A 22,995-nucleotide genomic window follows, 5' to 3' on the forward strand; every position below is an offset into this window, starting at 1 on the left:
GTCATTATGATGCAACGCCTTAAACCCATTGGGGAGAAAGGTTCTGTCAACCCTCGCCCCGCTCACCATCCAAGCTCATAAGGAGTCCCGACAATGACAGATTTTGCTTTGCATGCGCGCCCGCGCGAAGAAAATGGCCGCCGCCCCAGCCGTCGTCTGCGTCGCGAAGGCCTCGTGCCAGCCGTTGTTTATGGCGATGGCAAACCGGCCCGCGGCATTGCCCTGGAAGCCCGCGAACTGCGCAAACTCCTCCCCGACGATCGTGCCTATACCCACATCATCGCGCTCCATCTTCCCGATGGCACGGAGACGGCGTTGATTCGCGATATCCAGATGCATCCCTACAAGGAAGAGGTGGTGCACATGGACTTCCTGCGCGTTCACGCGGGTGAGCGGGTCACTCTGCATGTCCCCGTGCATCTGCTCGGCGAGGCCCAGTGTGCCGGACTCAAGGCCGGCGGCGTGCTGCATCGCGCCGTCGTCGAACTGGAAGTGGAGGCACCGGTGGACCTTCTGCCCGAAGCCATCGAGGTGGATATTCGCAATCTGCAGATTGGCGAAAGCCTGCACCTCTCCCAGATCACCCTTCCGGCTGGCGTGCAATTGGTGGCCCTCAAACACGAGGACGACAAGGAACTCGTTTCCGTGCACAGCGCCCGCCTCGGCGGTGAGGAAGAAGGTGAGGAAGCCACACCTGCCTCCTGAGGGGGACCATGGACTGGCTCCTGGTCGGATTGGGCAACCCGGGTGCGGAATACCTGCGCACCCGGCATAACGCCGGTTTCTGGCTTGTCCGCGCCCTTGCCGCCGACCATGGCATCATCCTGCGCCCCGAAAGGCGCTGGCACTGCCTCGCCTCCACATGGTCAAGGGACGGGCAGGACATCGGCCTTTGTCTACCCCAAGAATTCATGAACCGCAGCGGTGGCGCAGTCCAGGCCATGGCTGCTTTTTACAAAATCCCGACCGCCCGCATCCTGGTCGTCCATGACGACCTGGACTTGTCCGCTGGTATCGCCCGCCTCAAACTGGGAGGCGGCCACGGCGGTCACAACGGTCTGCGCGACATTGACCGGGCCTTGGGCAGCCGCGATTACTGGCGGTTGCGCATCGGTATCGGCCACCCCGGCCACAAGGACGCCGTCGTCGGCTACGTCCTGGGAGTACCCAGTCCTGCGGAAAAGGCCGCCATCGACTCGGCCATCGCCCAGGCCCTGGCCGTCCTGCCCGATTTTTTCGCCGGACGGATCGACCAGGCGCAACTGACTTTGCACAGCAATTAGGAGAACGAGATGGCCCTGGCCTGCGGTATTGTCGGTTTACCCAATGTGGGCAAGTCCACCCTCTTCAACGCCCTGACCAAGGCCGGGATCGCTGCCGAGAACTACCCCTTCTGCACCATCGAGCCCAATGTCGGCATTGTCGCCGTACCCGATCCGCGCCTCGCGCAACTGGCCGGGATCGTCAAGCCGCAGCGGGTGCTACCGGCCAGCATGGAGTTTGTCGACATCGCCGGACTCGTGGCCGGCGCCGCCCAGGGCGAGGGGCTGGGCAACCAGTTTCTCGCCCATATCCGTGAAACCGACGCCATCGCCCTGGTCACCCGCTGTTTTGAAGACCCCAATGTCGTCCACGTCAGCGGCAACATCGACCCGGTTCGGGATCTCGAAGTCGTGCTCACGGAATTGATCCTGGCCGACCTGGCCACCGCCGAAAAGGGCCTGGCCCGCATTGCCCGGCAAGCCAAGGGTGGCGCCAAAGAGGCCGTCGCCGAGGCGGCGTTGCTGGAACGCGTCCTCCCCCACCTCGATCAGGGACGCAGCGCCGCCAGCCTGGCCATGAGTCCGGACGAGCGGGAACGCCTGCGTCCTCTCTGCCTGCTCACCATGAAACCCCTGATGATCATCGCCAATGTCGCCGAAGGGGAACTGCAGGAAGGCCCCTGGCGCGCTCCCCTGACGGTTTGGGCCGAGCAGCAGGGTGCCCGCATCGTCCCCGTCTGTGCCGCCATCGAGGCCGAGCTCGCCGAACTGGAGCCGGAGGAACAGCAGGCCTTCCTGGAGGACCTGGGCCTGGAAGAACCCGGACTCAACCGCATCATCCGCGCCGCCTACGGGCTCCTGGGCCTGCAGACCTACTTCACCGCCGGCGTCAAGGAAGTGCGCGCCTGGACCGTTCCCGTGGGTGCCACCGCCCCCCAGGGAGCAGGCGTCATCCATAGCGATTTCGAGCGCGGGTTCATCCGTGCCGAGGTCATCGCCTATGACGACTTCATTCGCTACCAGGGCGAAAGCGGGGCCCGCGAGGCCGGCCGGATGCGCCTGGAGGGCAAGGACTATGTCCTTCAGGACGGTGACGTGGTGCATTTCCGTTTCAACGTCTAAGGCGTAGACTAGGTGTAAATTTCCGGCACTGTCGAGGAGCTGCCACCATGTTGTATCCCGAGTTGTTCAAATCCTTGGAAAGCGCACGCTGGAACATGAGCACGGATATTCCCTGGGATCAGTTCGACCGCAGCCGGATCAGCGACGAGCAACTGCGCACCATCAAGATGAATGCCGTCACCGAGTGGTCGGCCCTGCCCGCCACGGAGATGTTCCTGCGCGACAACCGCGACGATTCCGACTTCTGCGCCTTCATGTCCATCTGGTTCTATGAAGAGCAGAAACACGCCCTGGTCCTCATGGACTACCTTCAGCGCTTCGCGCCCGACTATGCCCCCAGCGAGGAAGAACTGCACAAGGTCCGTTTCGAATTCGACCCGGCCCCGGCCCTGGAAACCCTCATGCTGCACTTCTGCGGCGAGATCCGCCTCACCCATTGGTACAAGCGCGCCGCCCAGTGGCACACGGAACCGGTCATCCGCGTCATTTACGAGACCCTTTCCAAGGATGAAGCCCGCCATGCGGGGATTTATCTCAAATACATGCGTCGCGCCATCGAGCGGCACGGGGACGAAGCCCGCCTGGCCTTCGCCCGCATCGGCGTGCTCATGGCCAACACCAAGACCGCCAAGGCCCTGCACCCCACCAACCTCCACGTGAGCAAGGCGCGCTATCCCGAGGACAGCGTCCAAAGCCAGCTCCCTGATCCCGGCTGGCTGGAGCAATGGCTGGACACCCAGATCCATTTCGACGACATCTGGGAGCAGAAGGTCATCAACGGCATCCTCCGCAACCTCTCCACCCTGCTGGACACCCCGCTGCAGAACGCCAAGGACCTCAGCCGTTATCGCAAGGCCATGGTCGCGCGCATGGGAGGCGGAGCGGGAAATGCGCAGCAGGCAGCCGGTTAGCGCCCAGCAGGCGGGAAGGGGGAGGGGCTCATCCTGAACAGCACCCGCCGGCTCGGGCAAGGGTAGCGCCAGCCGACAGTCCGGCTGTGGCCGAACGGCGACGGCTAGCGCCTTGTTTTCCTTATAGGGCGTCCATGCCTAGTGGCAAAGGGCTACACCTGCCCTCCCCGGCTCCCGGCCACAGTCATCGTGAAAAGTGCGTAAGTATGCCCATTTGCCAGGATCGGCCGCGTTCGCCGCTCCTGCGCGGGACATGGCACCATTCTTGCTATTCTTTAACCTGAGTCCGGCGGTTGGCAGAATGCGCTGCCGTGGCTCCTGGCGCAAAAGCGGTCTGTAAAGCGCCGAATCCAGGGTAATCCCAATGCCTCTATAAGTCGGGAAGCAGCAGGGTTCGTTTTGTCATTCTCAACATGGAGAGAAAATATGCGCAAAATCCTTTTCCTCGGCGCTGGCTTACTGCTCCTGGCCGGCTGTGCCAGCAACCCTTATGGGCCCTACGGCTCCACCCCGGCATTCGGCAGCAGCACCACCGCCGACACCGCCACCGGGGCAGCGCTGGGTGCCGTGGCCGGGGCCGTCATCGGCAACCAGACGCACAGCCCCCTGGCGGGCGCCGCCATCGGCGCCGGCGTGGGCGGCCTGGCGGGCTATGCCATCTCCAAAAACCAGAATGGAAGCCCGGCCAATTGCCCCTCGGGATACAACTGCACCCCCAATACCCCGCCCCCCTCCTGCCCCCCTGGCTACACCTGCACCCCCAGCTACGGGCAATAGCCGAAGGGGCGGAGCGCGGCCATCGCCGTATTCAGGCATTGGCCTTATTGCTTGCATCCTCCGGTGGATGTGCTAATCTTTGAAGTGGCCAGTTCGGCTATTTCTTTTATTTGGGGTGTAACATGGCAGTCGGTACTGTAAAGTGGTTCAATGATAGCAAGGGCTTTGGGTTCATTACGCCGGAAGATGGCAAGGAAGATGTATTCGTTCATCACTCCGCCATCGAAGGGAGCGGTTTCAAGTCCCTCGCCGAAGGCGAGCGCGTAACCTTTGAAGTGACCCGCGGCCCGAAGGGCTTGCAGGCCGAGAAGGTTCGCCGGGCGTAATGCCCGCAGGGTGGCCTTCCAGCCACCCTCCCCTTGCGGGGACAAAGTAGTGCAACATCGTATTTTATACCGGTTTGGCCTTTGCGATTCCGGTTTTTCTTTGTTGCGTCCGTAGGTTACAGTTCCTGTGGCCTCAGCGCGGAGCCTTGCTGCGCGCCAGCAAGACCGAAGCCTCCGCCAGACGTGCAACCCCCTCGGCCACGCTGCCAAAAAGCAAATGATCCACGCCCCGGCGACCGTGGGTTCCCAGAACGATCAAATCAGCGCCCCAGCTTCGCCCTTCCTGACTGATCAGCTCTGCCACCCGATGCCCACCCACTCCGGTTTCCAGAAGACGGCTCGTGAAAGACACGCCCAAGGCCTCGGCGCGCGCGGCGGCTTTGTCCAGGATCTCCTGTCCCTGCGTCCGAAGCAGATCGAGCACTCCGCCGCCCGCCAGATAATCGCCATAAATATCCACCACATGGAGAATGAGCAGCGCTGCCCCCCGCTCTGCCGCCAATTGCGTGGCCGCGTCCAGGGCGGCCTCCGATGGGACGCTGCCATCGGTAGCCAACAGGATCCTTTGGTACATTCTCATCCTCCTTCGTTAAAGATCGGCACGATTCGTTTTGCGGGCCCATGCAGACAGATCTCCCGGAACACGCCTGGCAAGGCGCGAAAGGCGCCAGAGCAGGCCAAGACGGTCCTTTCCTCCCTAATGTACCGCAGCGGAAATCGTCTGGGCAGCCGCTGCGGCGCTGGCCACGGAGCGTTCCGCCTGCTGGTTGCGCACGATTTTGGCGGCCGCTTCCTGACTCAACACCACAATACTGACGCGCCGGTTCAGGGGTGAATCGGGATTTTTGGGATCATAAAGCACCGCCGAGCCCATCCCCACCACGCGCAGCACCTTGCTTTCATCCAGCCCCCCCTGCACCAGCACCTGGCGCACGGCATTGGCACGCCCCGCCGAAAGATTATAGTTGCTATAGCCCTTGCCCCCATTCTGATAGTGCAAGGCGTCGGTATGGCCGGTGATGCTGATCTGGTTGGGCAATCGATTCAGCGATGGGGCAATGGCCTGGAAAATGCTGCGCGCGTAGGACTCCAGGTCGGTGCTGCCCAGGGCGAACATGGGTCTTTTCGCACTATCGACCACCTGGATGCGCAGACCCTCCCTGGTAATGCTCACCAATAATTGATGACGGAAGGCATTGAGCAGCGGGTTGCTGGCGATTTGCTGATTGAGGACTTTTTGCAGATTTTCCAGATTCTTCCGGTCAACGGCGGCGGCTGCAGACTGGGCAATCTGCGTGCTATTGGGCTTCGCTCCGCGCTGTTCTTCACCCACGGTCTTGACCAGGTTCCTGCCGCCGCCCGGCAATATGGAATTGGAGGAACCGCTGCCCGGACCGCCCATGAGGGAAACCTTCTCGGGATTTTTGAACCACTGGGCAATGCCCTGGAGCTGCGCCTTGGTCGTTGAGCCCAGCAGCCACATCAAAAGAAAAAAGGCCATCAGGGCGGTGACGAAATCGGCATAGGCGATCTTCCAGGCCCCGCCATGGCCGCCGGCGGATTTCTTGATCCGCTTGATGACAATGGGCTGGGTTTTATCGTCACCCGACATGGCGGATCACTTTCCTTTCATTTCGCGCAGGTGGGCATCCATTTCCTGGAAGCTCGGACGTTCGGTGGAAAACAGCACCTTACGCCCGAACTCGATGGCCACCTGGGGCGGGTAGGCATTCATGGTCGCCAGCAGGGCCACCTTGACGCATTCCAGCATCTTGCTGCTTTCCTCGGCGCGCTCCTCCAGGCGCGCCGCCACCGGCGCAACCACGGCGTAACCGAGCAGAATGCCCAGAAAGGTACCCACCAACGCCGCGGCAATGAGCTCGCCCAACACCGACGGCGGCTTGTCCACCGAAGCCATGGTGTGGACCACCCCCATCACGGCCGCCACGATACCGAAGGCGGGCATCCCGTCGGCGGCGCGGGTCAGGGCGTGAATCGGGATTTCCTGCTCACGATGATGGGTTTCAATATCCACATCCATGAGGTTTTCCATCTCGAAGGCGCCGAGATTGCCCCCCACCATCAGGCGCAGGTAATCGGTGATGAATTCCAGTATATGATGATCGCCCAGGATGCGCGGATATTTCTTGAACAACTCGCTGGATTGGGGATCGTCGACATCCCCTTCCACGGACATGAGCCCGCCCTGGCGGATGCGGGTGAAGAGTTCATTGAGCAGGGAAAGAAGCTCCAGATACGCGCTTTTCGTGTATTTCGAACCCTTGAGCGCCTGGGGAAAGGCCTTGAGGGTGGCCTTGAAGGATTTGGGGAAAGTGGAGGCGAAAAAGGTCCCCAGGGCACCACCGGCGATCATCAGCAGCTCATAGGGCTGCATGAGCGCCATCAACTGCCCTCCCTCCAGGGCGAAACCGCCAAAGATGGCGCCCAGGGCGATGACATAACCGATCATCAGGAACATATCGTTATCCTTTGCGGATGAGCGATGAATGGAAACACCACGACGCTAATTAGCCTAGATCCGGCCATTTTTCGGATTGGGAGCATGATTCACAAAAAGCCGCGGCGCGTGGCACTGAGCATTTCCCGATCCCGCCACTGGGCATAACGCAGCACCTGCTCGCTCATCATTGGCGTGATCCCCGCAAACTGCAAGCCCAGCGCGCAGACGTGCTCGTGATGGAGGAGCTCCACGGGGCCCACGCTACGCAATTCCGCCGCCACCCCGAAGGTGTGCCCGCCACGCAGGGTGAACGTCACCTGGGCTATCCGCTCCCCGGCCTGAAATGGATAATCCGCTGGCGGACGAACCAGGACGCTCAGCCCCCCGCCACTAATGTTTTGCAAGCGCCCCTGTACCGTCTCGGCGCCATTACGCTGCAATTCCACCAGATCCGGATCACCCGGGGCGGGGGGGACGCGAAAAAACTGCCGGCGCTGCAATTGATAAACCTGCCCTGGATAGGCCAGACGGATCCCTTCCTCGCCCGGGGTATGCAGATATTCCAAAAAAGCGGACGCAAAGCCGGTGGCAAGATGATTGGCGCGGCCGAATACCAGGAAAGGCTCGCCCTTTACCGGCTGCCAACGGCTGAAATCGGGATGCGGCGCGTCCATGAGCAGATAACCCTTGTGGCGCGCCACCTCCAGTACGATGGAAGTAAAGGTGCGGCTGCCTTTTTTGAAGATCAGCGTGCAAAAGCTGCGTTCATCGCGCAGGGTGGCGAGGAGCCGTTCCCCCTGCAAAGCGGAGCTGACCCGAAACCGATCGGAAAAAAGCGTATCGGCAATTTCCTGAAAGGACTCGCTCACGGCCGCCCCCTTACTGGGGCTGCGGTGGGATGGCAGCGCAAAACGCTCCGTGACATATTCACCCAAAGCGGATCGATACTCCCACGGTCCGCCGCATGCCACCCGAATCCGGGTCTTTTTTGCCCCACCATAATTCCTGAAAACATCCTACTGCACCACAAAGCTCGCAAAATAGACGGCGGCGATGGGCGGGGTTGCCGTCTTTACCGGCGCTTTCAGGGCGCCACCGCTCGTCTCCAGGATACGGTTGACGGAATCCTGAATCTGCTGGCGCAACTGCTCGCGCACCGCGGGTTCACTCACCTTGTCCGCCTGCTGGCTGGCCAGCAGGGTGAGAATGGCGTTGCGGATCTCGGGCATGAAGGTCTTGACCTCCTCGGCCACCTTGGGGTCGAAGGTCTTGAGCTGGATCTCCACCTGAATGTAATGGGTGCTGCCATCGCTGGTCTGGAGATTGGTAACCAGGGAACCCAGGTCAATAAATTTGGTATCTTGCAATTTTTTCTGGGCGATCTCGGCGGCGCTGGGTGCGGTGTGGGGCCTGAGCAGAAACCACCACGCCGCGCCGCCGGCGCCGGTCAATACCGCCACGGCGACCAGGATAATGAGGATCAGCTTCCCCTTACCGCCTTTTTTTTCTTCTGCCATGTTCCGTCCTTCGCTGGAAAGCACGATTGGGTGATAATCTGATTCTATTTTACAAGAATAATCCATCGTCTGGTCGAAAGCATGCCCGGGCGTGCTGCTGGCGCTGCCGGGCGATGCAAACGCTCCCGCGCACCCGAGATCCGGCAATTGGCCGATAAGCGCCCCTGCCCGGCACCGTTTCGGGGGTCATGGGGGTTTACGCGCGCAATGCCTGTTGCAGAAAGCGGTCGAGCTGATTGGCAAAGGCCTGGCGGTCGGTCAGGGCGAGGGTGGGCGCCCCCCCCGAATGGATGCCGCTGGCGCGCAACTGCTCCAGCCAGCCGCGGACGGCCAGGCGCTCGCCGATACTATCGGAGGTAAAGCGCTCGCCCCGGGGACTCAGGGCGTGACCGCCTTTGGCGAGGACTTCCGCCGCCAGGGGAATATCGGCGGTGATTACCAGATCACCGGCACAGAGTTCCGCGACGATGGCTTGATCCGCCACGTCGAATCCGGATGCGACCACCAGGCTGCGAATGCGTGGCGAAGAGGGTACGGCCAGGGGCCGGTTGGCCACCAGCGTCAGGTCGACGGGCAGACGCCTGGCACTGCGAAAAAGGATTTCCTTGATCACCTTGGGACAGGCATCGGCATCTACCCAAATCTGCATGGGCGGGATTGCCTAGTCCCGCCGTGCCTTGCGCTTGGCCGGCGCCGCGTTGCTCCCTGCCGCCTTCTTCCTCGGCTTGGTCTCGGCCCGGGGCCCCGCCGACAGGGTTTTGCGCGGCGCATCAGGGGACTTGCGCTCCTCGTAAGCCCGCTCGATTTTCCGCCGCGGGGGAGGAGCGCCGGCGCCACCATCACTGGCGCTGATCTGCAGGGGGCGGCCGCATACCCAGACCTTTTTCAGATGCTGGAGCACGTCCGGCGGCATATCGGCGGGCAGCTCCACCGTACTATAGTCCTCATGGATGCTCACCTTGCGGATATTGCGGCTCTCCACCCCCGCCTCGTTGGCGATGGCCCCGACAATGTTCTTCACCTGCGCCCCATGCACCTCTCCCACCTCCAGGCGGTAGCGCTGCATGGCGGGCCCTTCCGCCCCATCGCTACGCGCGGGGCGCCGCGCCGCCGCCGGTTCGCGCCGCCGGCCTTCCTCGCTGCGGAAACGGCCGGCTGGCCGATCCGACGCCATGGGCGCCGGCGATTCGCTGGGCTTCGGCACGAGGGGACGCTCTTTTTGCACGAGGAAGGCCAAGGCTGCGGCGATCTCGCCGAGTCCCACATCATGCTCGCGCTGGTAATCGGCGATGAGGGTTTCGAAGGGGCTGAGGTCCTCGGCATCCAGCGCCTCGGTGATCTGGTCCTTGAACTGCGCCATGCGCCGATCCGCCACGGCCTCCAAGCTCGGCAACTGCATGGGGGTGATGACCTGCCCGGTGGCGCGTTCGATGGCGCGCAACAGGTGGCGTTCGCGGGGCGACACGAAGAGAATGGCATCCCCCTTGCGCCCGGCCCGGCCGGTGCGTCCGATACGATGCACATAGGCCTCCGTATCGTTGGGAATGTCGTAGTTGATGACGTGGCTGATGCGCTCCACATCCAGACCGCGGGCCGCCACATCGGTGGCAACGACAATATCCAGGGCCCCCGATTTCAGGCGCTCGATGGTCTGTTCGCGCAAGCTCTGGTTGAGATCGCCATTGAGGGCGGCGCAGGCGTAACCCCGTGCCTCCAGGCGTTCCGCCAACTCCACGGTGGCCGTCTTGGTGCGCACGAAGATGATCCAGGCGTTGCTCTCCTCCACCTCCAGGATACGGGTCAGGGCATCGAGCTTGTGGACGCCGCTGACCTGCCAGTAACGCTGGTGGATGGCCGACACCGTCGTTGTCGCGCTCTTGATGCGGATCTCCACCGGATCCTGCAGATAGGTGCGGGCGATGCGGCGGATGGCGTCGGGCATGGTGGCGGAAAAAAGCGCCACCTGCCGGCCTGAAGGGGTATGCTGAAGGATGTCCTCCACGGCGTCGATGAAGCCCATGCGCAGCATCTCATCGGCCTCGTCCAGCACCACCGCCCGGAGGGCATCGAGTTGCAGGGTCTTGCGCCGCAAGTGATCCTGGATGCGGCCCGGCGTACCTACCACCACATGCACGCCCCGCTGCAACTGCTTGAGCTGCAGCCCCATGGACTGCCCGCCGTAAATGGGCAGGATGTGGAAACCCGGCAGATGCCGGGCATAGGTTTGTATCGCCTCCGCCACCTGAATGGCCAGTTCGCGGGTCGGCGCCAGGACCAGCAATTGCGGTATCCGCAAGGAGAGGTCGATGCGGCTCAGGAGGGGCAAGGCAAAGGCCGCCGTTTTGCCGGTGCCGGTCTGCGCCACGCCAATCACGTCGCGCCCGGTCAGCAAGGGCGGAATACACTGCGCCTGGATCGGCGAAGGCTGCTCATAGCCGATCTCTTCCACGGCGCGGCGGATGGGGTCGGCCAAGGCAAAGTCGGAAAAACGGACATCGGGGGCTGGGGATACTTGGGACATAAGGAAACCTGTGCGAGAAAAAAATGTCCGGCGGCTGCCGATATGGCAGAAAATCGGATTCAATGGGCACTATACGCTATTTGTGAGGATTCTGCAGCGCCTCGGCATTGGCCCGGATCCGGCAGGATCAATCGTGCCAGCCATCGGCTTCGGCCTGCGCGGCGCGGGGCGGCCATTGCCCCGCCAGGGTGCGGTGGACCGATCGCGTCCAGCGCCGGGCTGCGCCCAGATCCCGGAAAACCAGAAGCATCATCAGGAACAGCGAGAAGAAAGCCACCACACCCGCCGCAAGCCACAGCAGCGGACTCATGCCAAAAATCAGATTCACCAGGAAAACCCCCAGCGACGGCCCCAGCAAAAAGAGGAAGATCCAGCGCTGGCGCCCGAGAGACTCACGCAACAGCGCCGACCTCAACACCCTGGGCAGCAGGATCTCCCGGCCCCGCAGACGCATCGCCACCACCTCTCCGCCATGCTCCAACAGCTCCACCGGCACTCCACCGACCAGGGTCGTCCGGAAACCGCAAGAGAGCAGCAGGGGGACGTCGCCGGCGCTGGTATGGTCGGGATAAAAAGGGACGGAAACACAGGCTTTCTCCCCTCCATCCGCCGCCAGCACCATGGTCGGGCATTCGCCGGGAGGAAAAGGGCGCGGGGCGCCGAGACGCCCCGCGATGATGCGCTCAGTGGCTGGCATAACCGGCCAGCCTGGTGATGCGCTTGCGGAAGACCCAGATCTGGTAGGCGTTGTACATGATCATGACCGGCACGAATCCCGTCATGAACAGGGTCAGGATGGCCAGATCGTTGGCGGGGTTGGCACCGGCGCCGATGGTCCAGGTATTGGGGACGATGTACGGAAAATTGGTCGCCCACATCCCGCCCCACATCAGGACCACGATGGCTCCGCACCACAGGAGGGCGGCAAAGTCGTTCTTGAGCGAATGGTTGCTCATCATCCGGTAGGCGGAGAAGAGGATGGCCAGCAGCAGCACCAGCCACATCCAGGCATTCTCCCCCGTCCACTTGGCCGCCGCCTGGGGAAGCAGGGTATAGCTCCACAGCAACGTGATGACCACCGCGCCCAAGGCCAGATAGGAGAAGATGCTCGCCCAGCGGTGGGCCTTCTGGTAGATGGGATCGGTCTGCTCAAAGCGGGCGCAGAGGTACAAGGTCCCCGCCAGCCCGCCGGCAATGAGCGCGCCGATGCCCGTCCAGAGGCTGAAGGGCGTCAGAAAGGTCAGGGCATTGCCGGCAAAATGGGGAATGGTGTTGGCAAAGGGATCGTTGGCGGCGTTGATTCCCTGGGCATTGGTGGTGCTCATGGGAAAACCCTGCAGGGTGGCCCCCAGGGCCATGCCCGCAAAGAGCGCCGCCACCAGGCTGCCGAGGCCGAACATGACGCCCCAAAACCGCTTGCTGCTCTTGGCATGGACGTGAAACTCAAAAGCCACCGCCCGGGAGATGATGCCCCAGAGGGCAAACATGAGGGGGATCATCAGGTAGTTGAAGGTGGCACCGTAAACCAGGGGAAAGGCGCCAAAGATCACCCCGCCCGCCACCACCAGCCAGGTTTCGTTGGCGTCCCAGGTGCCGGCCATGGAAGCCATGATCGCGGCCCGGTCGTTTTCATCCCGCATCAGGAGAGAAAACACCCCGGCGCCCAGGTCGGCCCCATCCAGGATGATGTAAATCACAAAAAAGAGTCCCAGCAGGATCCACCAAAAGGTCCCAAGGGAAGCATGTATGCGGAATATTTGGTCCATTATCTTGTCCTCGAAATAGTGGGGGAGGCCGCAAAGGCCTCTCTCCGGCGACTCAACGCTTATCCATCATGGGCTTGGCAAAAGCGGGCTTGGCCACACCGCCGCCGGCATGGGCGGCGGCGTCTTCCGCGGAGCCGACCACGGGGCTGTCCATGTCCGGCCCCCGCTTGATCACCCGGGTAAAGAAATACCAGGCGCCGCTCCAGACCATGAACTCAAAGACGATGTAGCCCAGCAGCCAGACGCTTTCCGCGGACACGCTCATATGGCTGACGCCCTGCCAGGTGCGCATGAGTCCATAGACCACCCATGGTTGACGCCCTACTTCCCGAGTCCACCATCCGGTCCAGACGGCGAGATAAGGCAAAAAGCCGCTGAATACCAAAAGCCGGAGAAAAACGGGGTGTTTCTGCAGCTTGCTGGCCGTCATCTGACCACGCAGGCGCAGGGAGTTACCCCAGAGGGCCATGAGGAAGAGGAAGAAGCCGATGGCCACCATGGCCCGGAAGGCATAGAAAGGTACCCAGACATCGGGGCGATCCTTGGGAGCGAAGTGATCCAGACCCGTAACCGCTCCATTCCAGGTATGCGTCTCCAGCAGACTCAGGGCATGGGGAATCTGGATGGAAAATACGTTCTTGCCCGCCGACTCGTCCGGAATGGCGATGAGATTCCAGGCCGTGTTGGGCTTGCCATTAGGCAAATAGGTATGCCAATGCCCCTCCATTGCGGCCAGCGAGGTCGGCTGATCATGGGCGACTTCCCGTCCCAGCACATCACCAATAAAAATCTGCAAGGGGGTGATCACGATCAGCGCCAGCAGGGTAGGCTTCAGGAGCTTGGTGAAGAGCTCGGCATGGCGGTTTTTGAGCACAAACCAGGCGCTTACCGCGGCAAAGAAAAACAGGGACAGTTCCAGGGTGGCCACCCACATATGGGGAAAGCCAATATTGAAATTGGGGTTAAAGATGGCAGTCCACCAATTTTGCACTTGGAATAATCCGTCTTTCAGGACCACTCCGGTGGGCGACTGCATCCAGCCGTTGGCCACCAGGATCCACATGGCCGACAGGCTGGAGGACAGGGCAACGTTGAAAGTGGCAAAAAGATGCATTCCTTTGCCGATTTTGCCCCAGCCAAAGATCATGAGGCCAATGAAACCCGCCTCATACATGAAGGCGGTGATGGTCTCAAAACCCAGAATATTGCCAAAGAAAGGCCCTACGGCCTGGGAAAATGGTCCATAAAGAATGCCGAAGGCCATTTCCATGGTGACACCCGTGGCCACGCCGGCGCCGAAATTGACGATGAAGAGCTTTTCAAAGAAGCGCTGCAAACGGTACCACTTGTCATTGTTCGTGCGTCGCCATGCCACCTCCAGAAAAAAGAGCAGCCACGACATGCCAATGGTCACCGGCGTCCACAAAATGTGCATGGAGGTGATGAAAGCGAAATCCAGGCGGCTGAGCAGCACGGGGAGCGTGTTTTCGATAACCATTCTTAATCCCTCGTTCACGATGCATTACGGGCGGTAAAATCACCGCGACCGGAACTAGCAGCTTCTGTTCCCGAGAAAAATGGTTATATTTGCATATTATAAAATCATGAAGTTATCTTTATATCCCTTCCGCAATAATGCCCTGCCTGGTGGATATGCACCGCTTTCGCCGGTGGATATCCACCATGTGGTGTATATCCACCGGCGGCGACGGGCCCGCTCAGTCGTCAATGACTGCCCGGAGACGTTCTTGAATGGCGGCGGATGCCCCGGGACCGATGGGCGTCACCGCGGGCACGAAGATATCGGTGAAGGCATAGTCGTAGCTGATGTCCCGCAAGCCCAGGCTGCCAAAGAGCCGGTTTTCCCAGGAGACATCGTCGTGGTGGGGAACGAGGGTGGGCCAGGCATCGGCCGCATCGGGCTCCAGGATGGGTCCGAAAAAGACGGCGCCGGGCTTGTTGCGCAAGCGCATGGCGCAACTGCCCGCCGTGCGCCCGGACATGGCGATGAATTCAATGGTCCGCGACAGGCGCAGTTTGCTGTCCAGGGGCACATCCAAAGGAACCCCCAGGGCGGCGCCCTCGGCAGGCTGGGCAATCAATCTGCACCCCGCCTCCTGCCAGAGCGCCAGATCCCGCGCCCCCAGGCGGCTCGGCAGGAAAAGCACCCGCAACGGCGCGATGCCGGCCAGCTCCGCTGCCCGCTCCGGGCTGTACGCCGGAGCATTGACCAGAATACCACCAGCGTCCTTGTCGGCAATGAAGTAGACGGCAGGGCGCTCCTGCCCGCCTTCCACGTGATAGATGTCCCGGTCAAAAAAACTGCACAGTTTCCTCATGCGCCGCTCCCTGCAGCCTGGTCGCCAGGCTCCCAGTATACCGGAAAATAATGGCGCACCCCCTAGACCCGGACAACTCCCCTCGGTAAAGTGTTCGGGTTTACGCCATGGTCCTTGTTCGCATGCCCGCAGCTTTCGCCATACATCGCAGCCCTCCCGCCGCTTCGGCGGAGGGGCTGGCGGTGACGATTGGTAATTTTGACGGTGTCCACCGGGGTCATCAGGCCCTGCTCGGCGCCATGGAGGAAAGCGGGCTGCCGCGGGCGGTGCTGACCTTTGAACCCCTGCCACGGGAGTATTTCCAGGGGCGGGAAGCACCGCCGCGGCTCACCAGCCTGCGCGAAAAGGTCGTTCTGCTCCGCCGACAGGGCGTGAACCTGGTGCTCTGCCTGCCCTTCCGCAGGGCCCTGGCGCAACTGCCCGCCGCCGACTTCGTGCGCCGCATCCTGGTTCACGGCCTGCGCACCCGGGCCCTCTATGTGGGCCATGATTTCCGTTTCGGTGCGGGTCGCGCCGGGGATTTTGCGCTGCTGCGGCGCATGGGTCGCGAACTGGGTTTCACGGTCCACGAGCAAATCCCCTTTCTGCTGGATGGCCAACGGGTGAGCAGCACCGGGATCCGCGCCTTTTTGCAGGCCGGGGCCATGGACCGGGCCGCAGCGTGGCTGGGCCGCCCCTACGGCCTTTGCGGCCGGGTGGTCCATGGCGATCATCTGGGCCGCGAACTGGGCTTTCCCACCGCCAACATCCCCCTGCGCCGCCGCCCGGTGGCCCTGCGCGGCATCTTTGCCGGCGTCCTGCGCGTCGCCGATCGATCCTGGCCCGCCGCCGTGAGCATCGGGATGCGTCCCACGGTGCAGGGCCGCGAACTGGTGCTGGAGGCCCACGCCCTGGATGCGTCCCCCGATCTCTACGGTCAACGCGCCGAGGTCGAGCTGCACCAAAAACTCCGGGACGAAATCCAATATCCCGACCTCGACACCCTCAAGGCCGCCATCGCCCAGGATGTCTTGGCCACCCGCGCCTTTTTTGCCGAGCGCCCCCACTCTACGGATGACCATGGACTACAAAAGCACACTCAACCTGCCTAAGACCGACTTTCCCATGCAGGGCAAACTGCCCCAACAGGAGCCCCTCACCCTGCGCCGCTGGCAGGAAGCGGATCTCTATCAACAACTCCTCCGGGCCCGCGCGGATCGGCCGCGCTATCTCCTGCACGACGGCCCCCCCTACGCCAACGGGCAGATCCACATCGGCCATGCCGTCAACAAGGTCCTCAAGGACATCATCAACAAGTCCAAGCTGCTGGAAGGCTTTCAAGTCCCCTACGTGCCGGGTTGGGACTGCCATGGGCTGCCCATCGAGATCCAGGTGGAAAAGGAACTGGGCCGCCCGGGCGAGAAGGTGTCGCCGCGCGTCTTTCGCGAGGCCTGTCGCCGCTATGCCGAAGGCCAGGTGGACGGCCAGCGCCAGGATTTCGAGCGGCTGGGCATCATCGGCGACTGGCAGCACCCCTATCTTACCATGCACTTCCAGGCCGAAGCCGACATCGTTCGCGAACTGGGCCGCCTCACCGTCAACGGCAGCGTCTATCGCGGCGCCAAGCCGGTGCATTGGTGTGTGGACTGCGGCAGCGCCCTGGCCGAGGCCGAAGTGGAGTATCAGGATCGCACCGATCCCTCCGTAGACGTGGCTTTTGCCGTGGCGGATGCCGACGAACTGCGACGCCGCCTGGGTCTGGCGCAGACCGTCGCTGCCAGCCTGGTCATCTGGACCACCACCCCCTGGACCTTGCCCGCCAATCAGGCCGTGGCGGTGCATCCGGACTACCGCTACCGACTGCTGCGCGCCGGACCGCACACGCTCATCCTCGCCGCCGAACTCGCCGCCGCCGCCCTGGCCCGCTATGGCCACCCGGACGCCGAAGTCCTGGCCGAGTTCCCCGGCGCCGCGCTGGAAGGCTTGCTCCTGCAGCACCCTTTCCTCGAACGGCAGGTGCCCGTGATCCTCGGCCACCATGTCACCCTCGAAGCCGGCACCGGCTGCGTCCACACCGCTCCTGCCCACGGCCAGGAAGACTATGAGGCCGGCCACCACTATCACCTGCCCGTGGAAAGCCCGGTGGAAGGCAACGGGCGCTTCCGCGCCGACACGCCCTACGTCGGCGGACAGACGGTCGCCGCCGCCAATGACAGCCTGGTGGCCCTCCTCAAGGAGCGCGGCGCCCTGCTGCACTTCGAGAAGATCCGCCACAGCTACCCCCATTGCTGGCGGCACAAGACGCCGCTGCTCTTCCGCGCCACCCCGCAATGGTTCATCGGCATGGAACGCAATGAACTGCGCGCCAGGGCGCTGGCGGCCATCGCGGCTACGCGCTGGGTCCCCGAATGGGGCCAGGAACGCATCGCCGGCATGGTAGCCCAGCGTCCCGACTGGTGCATCTCCCGCCAGCGCGCCTGGGGCGTGCCCGTGGCCCTCTTCGCCTGCGCCCACTGCGGCGAACCCTTGCGTGACGCCGCCACCTTCGAACGCATCGCCCGGGCCATCGAGGCCGCCGGCGTGGATGCCTGGTTCGACCATCCCGACAGCGATTTCCTCGATGGCGACGCCCATTGCGCGGCCTGCGGCCACAGCGAGTTCACCAAGGTGAACGACATCCTCGATGTCTGGTTCGACTCCGGTTCCACCCACGCCTTCGTCCTGGAACGCCGACCGGAGCTGGGCAGCCCCGCCGACCTCTATCTGGAGGGCTCCGACCAACATCGCGGCTGGTTCCAGTCGTCGCTCCTGGAAAGCGTCGCCAGCCGGGGGCGCGCGCCCTATCGGGCAGTCCTTACCCACGGCTTCACCGTCGATGGCGAAGGGCGCAAGATGAGCAAGTCCCTGGGCAACGTCATCGCCCCGCAAAAGGTGATCGACCAATGGGGCGCGGACATTCTGCGCCTCTGGGTCGCCTCCGAGGACTACCGCGGCGAGATCCCCATCTCCGACGACATCCTCAAGCGTCTCGGCGAATCCTACCGGCGCATCCGCAACACCGCCCGCTATATCCTCGGCAACTGCCACGACTTCGACCCCCTTGCCGACGCCCTGCCCACGGAACGCTTGCTGGAGATGGACCGCTGGATGCTGGCGCGCACCGCCCTGCTGCAGGAAGAGATCCGCGCTGCCTATGGCGAATTCCAGTTCCATCGCGTCCAGCAGCGCCTCCATCACTTCTGCTCCGTGGAACTCGGTGGCCTGTACCTCGACGTCCTCAAGGACCGCCTCTATACCACGCCGCAAAAATCCCGCGCCCGGCGTTCGGCGCAGACCGTGCTTTGGCGGATCCTCGCCGGCATGGTGCGCTGGATGTCTCCCATCCTGAGCTTCACCGCCGAAGAGATCTGGACCTTCATGGGTCCCCGGCAGGAAGCCGGCGTCTTCTTCGCCGAATATCAATCCCTCTCACTGCCCGCCGACAGCGACGCCCTCATGGCCCGCTGGGAACGCCTCCTCACCCTGCGCACGGTGGCCAACCAGACCCTGGAGGCCCAGCGCAAGGCCGGCACCATCGGCGCCTTCCTCGACGCCGAACTGCATCTCTATGCCAACAGCGACTGGCAGGAATTCCTCCATCCCTATGCCGGTGAACTGCGCTTTTTGCTGCTCAGCTCCGGGCTCCACCTGCACCCCTACGCCGAACGCCCCGCCGCTTGTCTCGACAGCCTGCCGGGCCTGGCCGTGGCGGTAGAGGCCAGCACCGCCGCCAAATGCGCGCGCTGCTGGCATCGCCGGCCGGACGTGGGCCAGCACGCGGAGCATCCCCTCCTCTGTGGGCGCTGTATCAAAAATCTCGCCGAACCCGGCGAAACGCGGGAGATCTGCTGATGCTGCGCTATCTCTGGTTATCCCTGGTGGTGGTTTTCCTGGATCAGGCGGTCAAGTTCTGGCTCGCGCACATCTGGCGGGTCGGCCAAGGAGTGGTCATCATCCCCGGCCTATTGAACCTGCGTCTGGTGCATAATACCGGCGCCGCCTTCAGCTTCCTCGCCGGGGCCGGGGGCTGGCAGCGCTGGGCCCTCATCGGCGTGGCCTTGCTGGTCATCGTGGTCATCGTCGCCCTGCTCAAACGCCTCAAGCCGGGTGCCACCTGGACCGCCATCTCCCTCGCCCTCATCCTCGGTGGCGCGGTGGGCAACCTCCTGGACCGCATCCGTCTGGGCTACGTCATCGACTTCATCGGCGCCCACTGGGGCAGTCTCTACTGGCCTTACTTCAATATTGCCGACAGCGCCATCAGCATCGGCGCCGTCATGCTCGTCATCGACGCCTTTCGCAAACGCTAGGAAGGCGCGGCGGGAACGACGGGCGGCGCAAGGGCCGCCCTGCCCGTCCATTGTCGTCCAATGGTGACGGAAAGACGCCATGACTGTCTTGGCCATGGCATTATCCCATTGTTTTACCTATTGCAATTTTAATGGCATGAGTATTGCTTAATCTTGGGGGAGCGAGTGAACCCAGGAGATCCCCATGGACAACACCCAAAACCTATTGGCCGCCCTGCGCCGGGTGCGCAGCTTCCCCGCCTACAGCTCCTTCATGGCGCAAAACGAACGTCTGCGCATCAAGCGTGAATTGCAAAAGCGCCTTTTGCGGATTCGCCGGCAACGCAGCCTGCAACGGCGGGCCCTTCATGTCGTGCAAATGCAACGGCACCTGATGCGGGGGATTTTTGCGTAACGCCCAGGGGCATAAGGGAAACCGGTCCTCATTCCAGCGCGGCCGACCATGGTGGGGCCTATCGGTGTAGCCGTTTTCCTTCAAGCGCTCCCGCCCCGGCAGCGCTTTCTCCGGCCCCGGAACTATGTCATAGTTTTGCCGGAACCGGCATTTCCATGGCCTTATGATTGGGGCGCTCCGCAAGGCACATTGCTATGGCAGAAGAAAGATATTTCCGGAAATCACACAATTATTACGAACAACTGGTCTACGCCAGACTCATGCTGGTGAAGGATATCCCCGCCGGTCATCCGGACTTTCTGGAAGACGTGGCCTGTGTCGCCCTCAACCGCCTCCCCCCACGCTATGTCAAGGACTCGGTGAATCTCTTTTTCTACACGCCGATAAACGAAATCGAGGCAATGCAGACAGCCGTCGCAGAGGCCGTGGACGCAGCCCTGATCATAGTGCGCACCCATCTCAACCGCCAGGATCGGCCGGACTGAATTCCCGCTGGGGATCGCCTGGCAAAACACCTTCACCACGCACCACCATCAGCATCAACCCGGGTCCGGCACAGGGTGGATCTGCATTTTTCGGATCAGGCAATCGCCCGCTGGAGCTCCTTGGCAAAATCCCCCAGGGTTTGCCAGCGCGCGGACCAGTCGTTCACCGGATAGGGCGAAACGCTGGCGATGCTGTTCCGGAAGGCCACAAAATCCTTTTCGATCATTTGCAGGGCGCTCAGGGTGCGGCGCAAGCGCGTCGCTTCCCCGGCGCGTTTGCGGGCTTCGATGCGCTCCTGGGCCGCCGTCAGGGCCCGCGGGAAATCCATGGCCAAGCGCAGGGCCGCCTCCCGGCGCTTGCGCTCCCCCCCTTCCCGATCGGGCAGGCGAGCAATGCGCTGCTGCCACTCCTTGAGCAGATCCAGGCTGAGCTTTTCCAGGTCGGCGCGGAGCTTTTCCGCCACTGCCGCCAGCAGCCTGGCGCCCTGCGCCTGGCGATCCTCATGGCGCAACCGGGCCTGGGCGGTGAGGGTGAGCTGCAGGGTATGCTCTTCCACCACCCCATCGGCAATGAGGAGCTTGCCGATCTTTTCCTGCGTGGTGCGCTGCCGGTGCAGGGCCCGCTCCAGTTGCTCGGGGCTGATAAAGCCCCGCGCGACGAGAATCTGCCCCAGCCGCTGTTTTTCTGAAAGTTGGCTCACTGGTGATATTCCTTCCCCTGATCAGCCCCAAGATTAGCATGGGAACGGGAAAACGGCCGAGGAGATTCGTCATTGCGAGCCGCCCCGGCCGCAACGCTGTTAATCTCCGGCTTGCGTTAGCGGCAGCTTGTTGCGAAAAACGGCAGAGGCGCCGTCCGGGAGAGGGGACCGCAGGGCATGGGCGCCGACCGGGGCATGGACTGAGGGCGCTTCTGGCCTCCCCCACCGGATTTCCAAAAGCCGGTTACGGGACCCGTTTTCCATGGGGCATATAAATCCCCGTCGGTGTATCCAATCAGATATTATGGATAGTTGTTTATCACTTTATTATCATAATGTTGTATGAAAATTCCTTGCACTTGAAAAATTCTATGCTATAACCAATTCATGGATAAACCAGCATAAGGAGGGTGCCATGTGGGAGGACTTTTCTACAGACGACGTAACCGCACCGCAATGGGGGCGGCGCGAATTTCTCAAGATGTCGGCGTTGCTGGGGGCGGCGGGCCTTTTTGCCGGTCACAGCCTTTCCGCCCGGGCGGCCGCGATGATCGACCTCCCCTTTGTCAACGGTGAGCGCAAGGTCATTCCCGCCGGCACCTTCCCCCAGAAGGGGGAGATGATTCTCCAGCGGGTGCGCCCGCCACTGCTGGAAACACCCTGGTCGGTCTTCGACCGCCATATCTTCACCCCCAACGATCAGTTTTATGTGCGCTGGCACATGCCGGACTTTCCCGATCATGTGGATGTGAAGACCTACCGTATCCGCGTGACCGGATTGGTGAAAAAGCCCCTGGAGATCTCCCTGGAAGAACTCCTCCACGATTTTCCGTTGCGGGAAATGGCGGCGGTGAACCAGTGCTCCGGCAACAGCCGCGGCTTTGTGAATCCCCGGGTCAATGGCGCCCAATGGGCCAACGGGGCCATGGGCAATGCGGTCTGGGCGGGGGTGGCCCTGCGCGAACTCTTGCAGCGGGCGGGGGTGAAGAAAGGCGCTACCCATCTGGCCTTCCGCAGCCTGGAGAAGGGCATGGCACCCTTCCCCGCGGATACGCGCTTCGAGAAGGTGCTCGATCTGGAACACGGCAACGACGGCGAGGTCATGCTGGCCTACGCCATGAACGGCGCCACCATGCCGTTGCTCAACGGCTTTCCGGTGCGGCTCGTGGTGCCCGGCTGGTATTCCACCTACTGGGTAAAAATGCTGACGGAAATCGAGGTGATGGATCACCCCGGTACCGGTTTCTGGATGACCAAGGCCTATCTCATTCCCGATACCCCCACGGGTTACATGACCCCCGGAGAAAAGGGCGTCAAAATGGTCCCCATCAACCGCATGAAACCGCGCAGCTTCTTCACCGAGCCCGGAAGTGGTGCCCGGGTCGCCAAGGGCCATCCGGTACAGGTGGGCGGTATCGCCATGGGCGGCTCCACGGCCCTCGAACGGGTGCTCTTTTCCGCCGATGGGGGCGCCCACTGGCAAAAGGCCAGCCTCGGCCACGACTATGGTCCGTACAGCTTCCGCGCCTGGCAGGCCTCCTTCACCCCCGAGAAGGCAGGCACTTATACCCTGATGGTGAAGGCGGTCAACCGCCAAGGCGAAGAACAGCCGTTACAGGGCGGCTGGAACCCCGGCGGCTTCATGTACAACGCCATTGAACATCTGCCGCTGCAAGCGGTGTAAGGAGGATTCCCATGAACCGGCACGGCATCTTCAGTGCAGGCTGCACCCTGCTCCTGGCTTTCGGTCTTGCTTCCACGGCGGCGGCGGCAAGCGCCCCCAAGATTCATTGGAAGTCGGAGCGCATTACCCTGCCCACCAGCGATCTCACCTTCTCCGGCCCGGGCGGGCAGGTTCTCAATACCTATTGCCTCATGTGCCACTCGGCGGATTTCGTCAACGAACAACCCGCCGTCTCCCTGGCCACCTGGAAGGTAGAGGTAAGCAAGATGAAAAACGCCTTCGGTGCGCCCATCCCCGAAGATCAAATCGACCACATCGCCGAGGTGCTCTACCAGCGTTTCGGGCCACCCAAACCCTGACGGAACGAGCCGCGCCCGGCCGTTGGCGGAGGGGTTTTGCCG

At 62.5% G+C, this 22,995-nt stretch carries 25 protein-coding genes; 13 read left to right on the plus strand and 12 right to left on the minus strand.

From position 1 onward, the window contains the following. Positions 1-93 precede the first annotated feature (93 nt). From ACP5MM_RS06300 to ACP5MM_RS06325, 6 genes are all read left to right on the plus strand, one after another. A complete protein-coding gene (locus tag ACP5MM_RS06300; protein WP_427931734.1) occupies positions 94-705 on the plus strand; it encodes a 50S ribosomal protein L25/general stress protein Ctc in 612 nt (203 codons plus the stop codon). An 8-nt stretch (positions 706-713) separates the two neighbouring features. Further along, positions 714-1,283: an aminoacyl-tRNA hydrolase gene (gene pth / locus ACP5MM_RS06305; RefSeq protein WP_427931736.1), complete on the plus strand. Its 570-nt coding sequence runs from the start codon at positions 714-716 to the stop codon at positions 1,281-1,283. Between the two features lie 9 nt (positions 1,284-1,292). Continuing rightward, positions 1,293-2,384: a redox-regulated ATPase YchF gene (gene ychF, locus ACP5MM_RS06310; RefSeq protein ID WP_427934283.1), complete on the plus strand. Its 1,092-nt coding sequence runs from the start codon at positions 1,293-1,295 to the stop codon at positions 2,382-2,384. A gap of 47 nt (positions 2,385-2,431) precedes the next feature. Then, positions 2,432-3,295, plus strand: coding sequence for a ferritin-like domain-containing protein (locus tag ACP5MM_RS06315; RefSeq protein ID WP_427931739.1), 864 nt, complete (start codon positions 2,432-2,434; stop codon positions 3,293-3,295). Between the two features lie 426 nt (positions 3,296-3,721). After that, complete coding sequence (locus ACP5MM_RS06320) at positions 3,722-4,072, plus strand: YMGG-like glycine zipper-containing protein (protein WP_427931741.1); 351 nt, start codon at positions 3,722-3,724, stop codon at positions 4,070-4,072. Between the two features lie 122 nt (positions 4,073-4,194). Then, entirely contained in the window at positions 4,195-4,398 is a 204-nt protein-coding gene (locus tag ACP5MM_RS06325; protein WP_123105356.1) for a cold-shock protein, read from the plus strand. 133 nt (positions 4,399-4,531) lie between these two features. Here the strand turns inward: ACP5MM_RS06325 and ACP5MM_RS06330 are convergent, their stop codons facing one another. The 11 genes from ACP5MM_RS06330 to ACP5MM_RS06380 all read right to left on the minus strand — a co-directional run bounded on the left by ACP5MM_RS06330 (position 4,532) and on the right by ACP5MM_RS06380 (position 15,002). Further along, complete coding sequence (locus ACP5MM_RS06330; RefSeq protein ID WP_427931743.1) at positions 4,532-4,972, minus strand: universal stress protein; 441 nt, start codon at positions 4,970-4,972, stop codon at positions 4,532-4,534. Between the two features lie 123 nt (positions 4,973-5,095). After that, positions 5,096-6,010: a flagellar motor protein MotB gene (gene motB, locus ACP5MM_RS06335; RefSeq protein WP_427931744.1), complete on the minus strand. Its 915-nt coding sequence runs from the start codon at positions 6,008-6,010 to the stop codon at positions 5,096-5,098. Between the two features lie 6 nt (positions 6,011-6,016). Continuing rightward, complete coding sequence (motA, locus tag ACP5MM_RS06340; protein ID WP_123105362.1) at positions 6,017-6,877, minus strand: flagellar motor stator protein MotA; 861 nt, start codon at positions 6,875-6,877, stop codon at positions 6,017-6,019. A gap of 89 nt (positions 6,878-6,966) precedes the next feature. Next, the gene (locus tag ACP5MM_RS06345; protein ID WP_427931745.1) at positions 6,967-7,728 is read right to left on the minus strand and encodes a flagellar brake protein; all 762 of its coding nucleotides are present in this window, start codon (positions 7,726-7,728) and stop codon (positions 6,967-6,969) included. A gap of 147 nt (positions 7,729-7,875) precedes the next feature. After that, a complete protein-coding gene (locus tag ACP5MM_RS06350) occupies positions 7,876-8,376 on the minus strand; it encodes a flagellar basal body-associated FliL family protein (protein WP_427931747.1) in 501 nt (166 codons plus the stop codon). 196 nt (positions 8,377-8,572) lie between these two features. Then, on the minus strand, positions 8,573-9,025 hold the full coding sequence (locus ACP5MM_RS06355; protein WP_427934284.1) for a YaiI/YqxD family protein: 453 nt from the start codon (positions 9,023-9,025) through the stop codon (positions 8,573-8,575). Positions 9,026-9,037: 12 nt separating this feature from the next. Then, positions 9,038-10,897 carry a DEAD/DEAH box helicase gene (locus ACP5MM_RS06360; RefSeq protein ID WP_427931751.1) on the minus strand — a complete coding sequence of 620 codons (1,860 nt, stop codon included), beginning with the start codon at positions 10,895-10,897 and terminating at the stop codon, positions 9,038-9,040. Positions 10,898-11,024: 127 nt separating this feature from the next. Then, positions 11,025-11,594: a hypothetical protein gene (locus ACP5MM_RS06365; protein ID WP_427931752.1), complete on the minus strand. Its 570-nt coding sequence runs from the start codon at positions 11,592-11,594 to the stop codon at positions 11,025-11,027. Continuing rightward, positions 11,581-12,663, minus strand: coding sequence for a cytochrome d ubiquinol oxidase subunit II (locus tag ACP5MM_RS06370; protein ID WP_427931754.1), 1,083 nt, complete (start codon positions 12,661-12,663; stop codon positions 11,581-11,583). Before ACP5MM_RS06370 ends, ACP5MM_RS06365 begins: the two co-directional genes overlap by 14 nt. A gap of 52 nt (positions 12,664-12,715) precedes the next feature. Then, on the minus strand, positions 12,716-14,161 hold the full coding sequence (locus tag ACP5MM_RS06375; protein WP_427931755.1) for a cytochrome ubiquinol oxidase subunit I: 1,446 nt from the start codon (positions 14,159-14,161) through the stop codon (positions 12,716-12,718). Between the two features lie 220 nt (positions 14,162-14,381). Continuing rightward, positions 14,382-15,002 carry a hypothetical protein gene (locus ACP5MM_RS06380; RefSeq protein WP_427931757.1) on the minus strand — a complete coding sequence of 207 codons (621 nt, stop codon included), beginning with the start codon at positions 15,000-15,002 and terminating at the stop codon, positions 14,382-14,384. Between the two features lie 122 nt (positions 15,003-15,124). Here ACP5MM_RS06380 and ACP5MM_RS06385 point away from each other — a divergent pair, with 122 nt between their 5' ends. From ACP5MM_RS06385 to ACP5MM_RS06405, 5 genes are all read left to right on the plus strand, one after another. Then, positions 15,125-16,093 carry a bifunctional riboflavin kinase/FAD synthetase gene (locus ACP5MM_RS06385; RefSeq protein ID WP_427934285.1) on the plus strand — a complete coding sequence of 323 codons (969 nt, stop codon included), beginning with the start codon at positions 15,125-15,127 and terminating at the stop codon, positions 16,091-16,093. Then, positions 16,062-18,872 carry an isoleucine--tRNA ligase gene (gene ileS / locus ACP5MM_RS06390; protein ID WP_427931761.1) on the plus strand — a complete coding sequence of 937 codons (2,811 nt, stop codon included), beginning with the start codon at positions 16,062-16,064 and terminating at the stop codon, positions 18,870-18,872. The genes ACP5MM_RS06385 and ileS overlap by 32 nt, the downstream gene beginning before the upstream one ends. Then, positions 18,872-19,330, plus strand: coding sequence for a signal peptidase II (gene lspA / locus ACP5MM_RS06395; RefSeq protein ID WP_427931762.1), 459 nt, complete (start codon positions 18,872-18,874; stop codon positions 19,328-19,330). Before ileS ends, lspA begins: the two co-directional genes overlap by 1 nt. Positions 19,331-19,514: 184 nt before the next feature. After that, a complete protein-coding gene (locus ACP5MM_RS06400; RefSeq protein ID WP_123105386.1) occupies positions 19,515-19,724 on the plus strand; it encodes a hypothetical protein in 210 nt (69 codons plus the stop codon). Between the two features lie 194 nt (positions 19,725-19,918). Next, entirely contained in the window at positions 19,919-20,209 is a 291-nt protein-coding gene (locus tag ACP5MM_RS06405) for a late competence development ComFB family protein (RefSeq protein ID WP_427931764.1), read from the plus strand. Positions 20,210-20,304: 95 nt separating this feature from the next. Here the strand turns inward: ACP5MM_RS06405 and ACP5MM_RS06410 are convergent, their stop codons facing one another. After that, positions 20,305-20,910, minus strand: a complete 606-nt coding sequence (locus tag ACP5MM_RS06410) for a hypothetical protein (RefSeq protein ID WP_427931766.1) — start codon at positions 20,908-20,910, stop codon at positions 20,305-20,307. Between the two features lie 415 nt (positions 20,911-21,325). Between ACP5MM_RS06410 and ACP5MM_RS06415 the strand changes: the two genes are divergently transcribed. Both ACP5MM_RS06415 and ACP5MM_RS06420 read left to right on the plus strand, forming a co-directional pair. After that, on the plus strand, positions 21,326-22,594 hold the full coding sequence (locus ACP5MM_RS06415) for a molybdopterin-dependent oxidoreductase (protein ID WP_427931767.1): 1,269 nt from the start codon (positions 21,326-21,328) through the stop codon (positions 22,592-22,594). 11 nt (positions 22,595-22,605) lie between these two features. Next, positions 22,606-22,953 carry a hypothetical protein gene (locus ACP5MM_RS06420; RefSeq protein ID WP_427931769.1) on the plus strand — a complete coding sequence of 116 codons (348 nt, stop codon included), beginning with the start codon at positions 22,606-22,608 and terminating at the stop codon, positions 22,951-22,953. The last annotated feature ends 42 nt before the right edge of the window (positions 22,954-22,995 follow it).

Source organism: Acidithiobacillus sp., from assembly GCF_049965315.1.
Taxonomy (GTDB): domain Bacteria; phylum Pseudomonadota; class Gammaproteobacteria; order Acidithiobacillales; family Acidithiobacillaceae; genus Acidithiobacillus_B.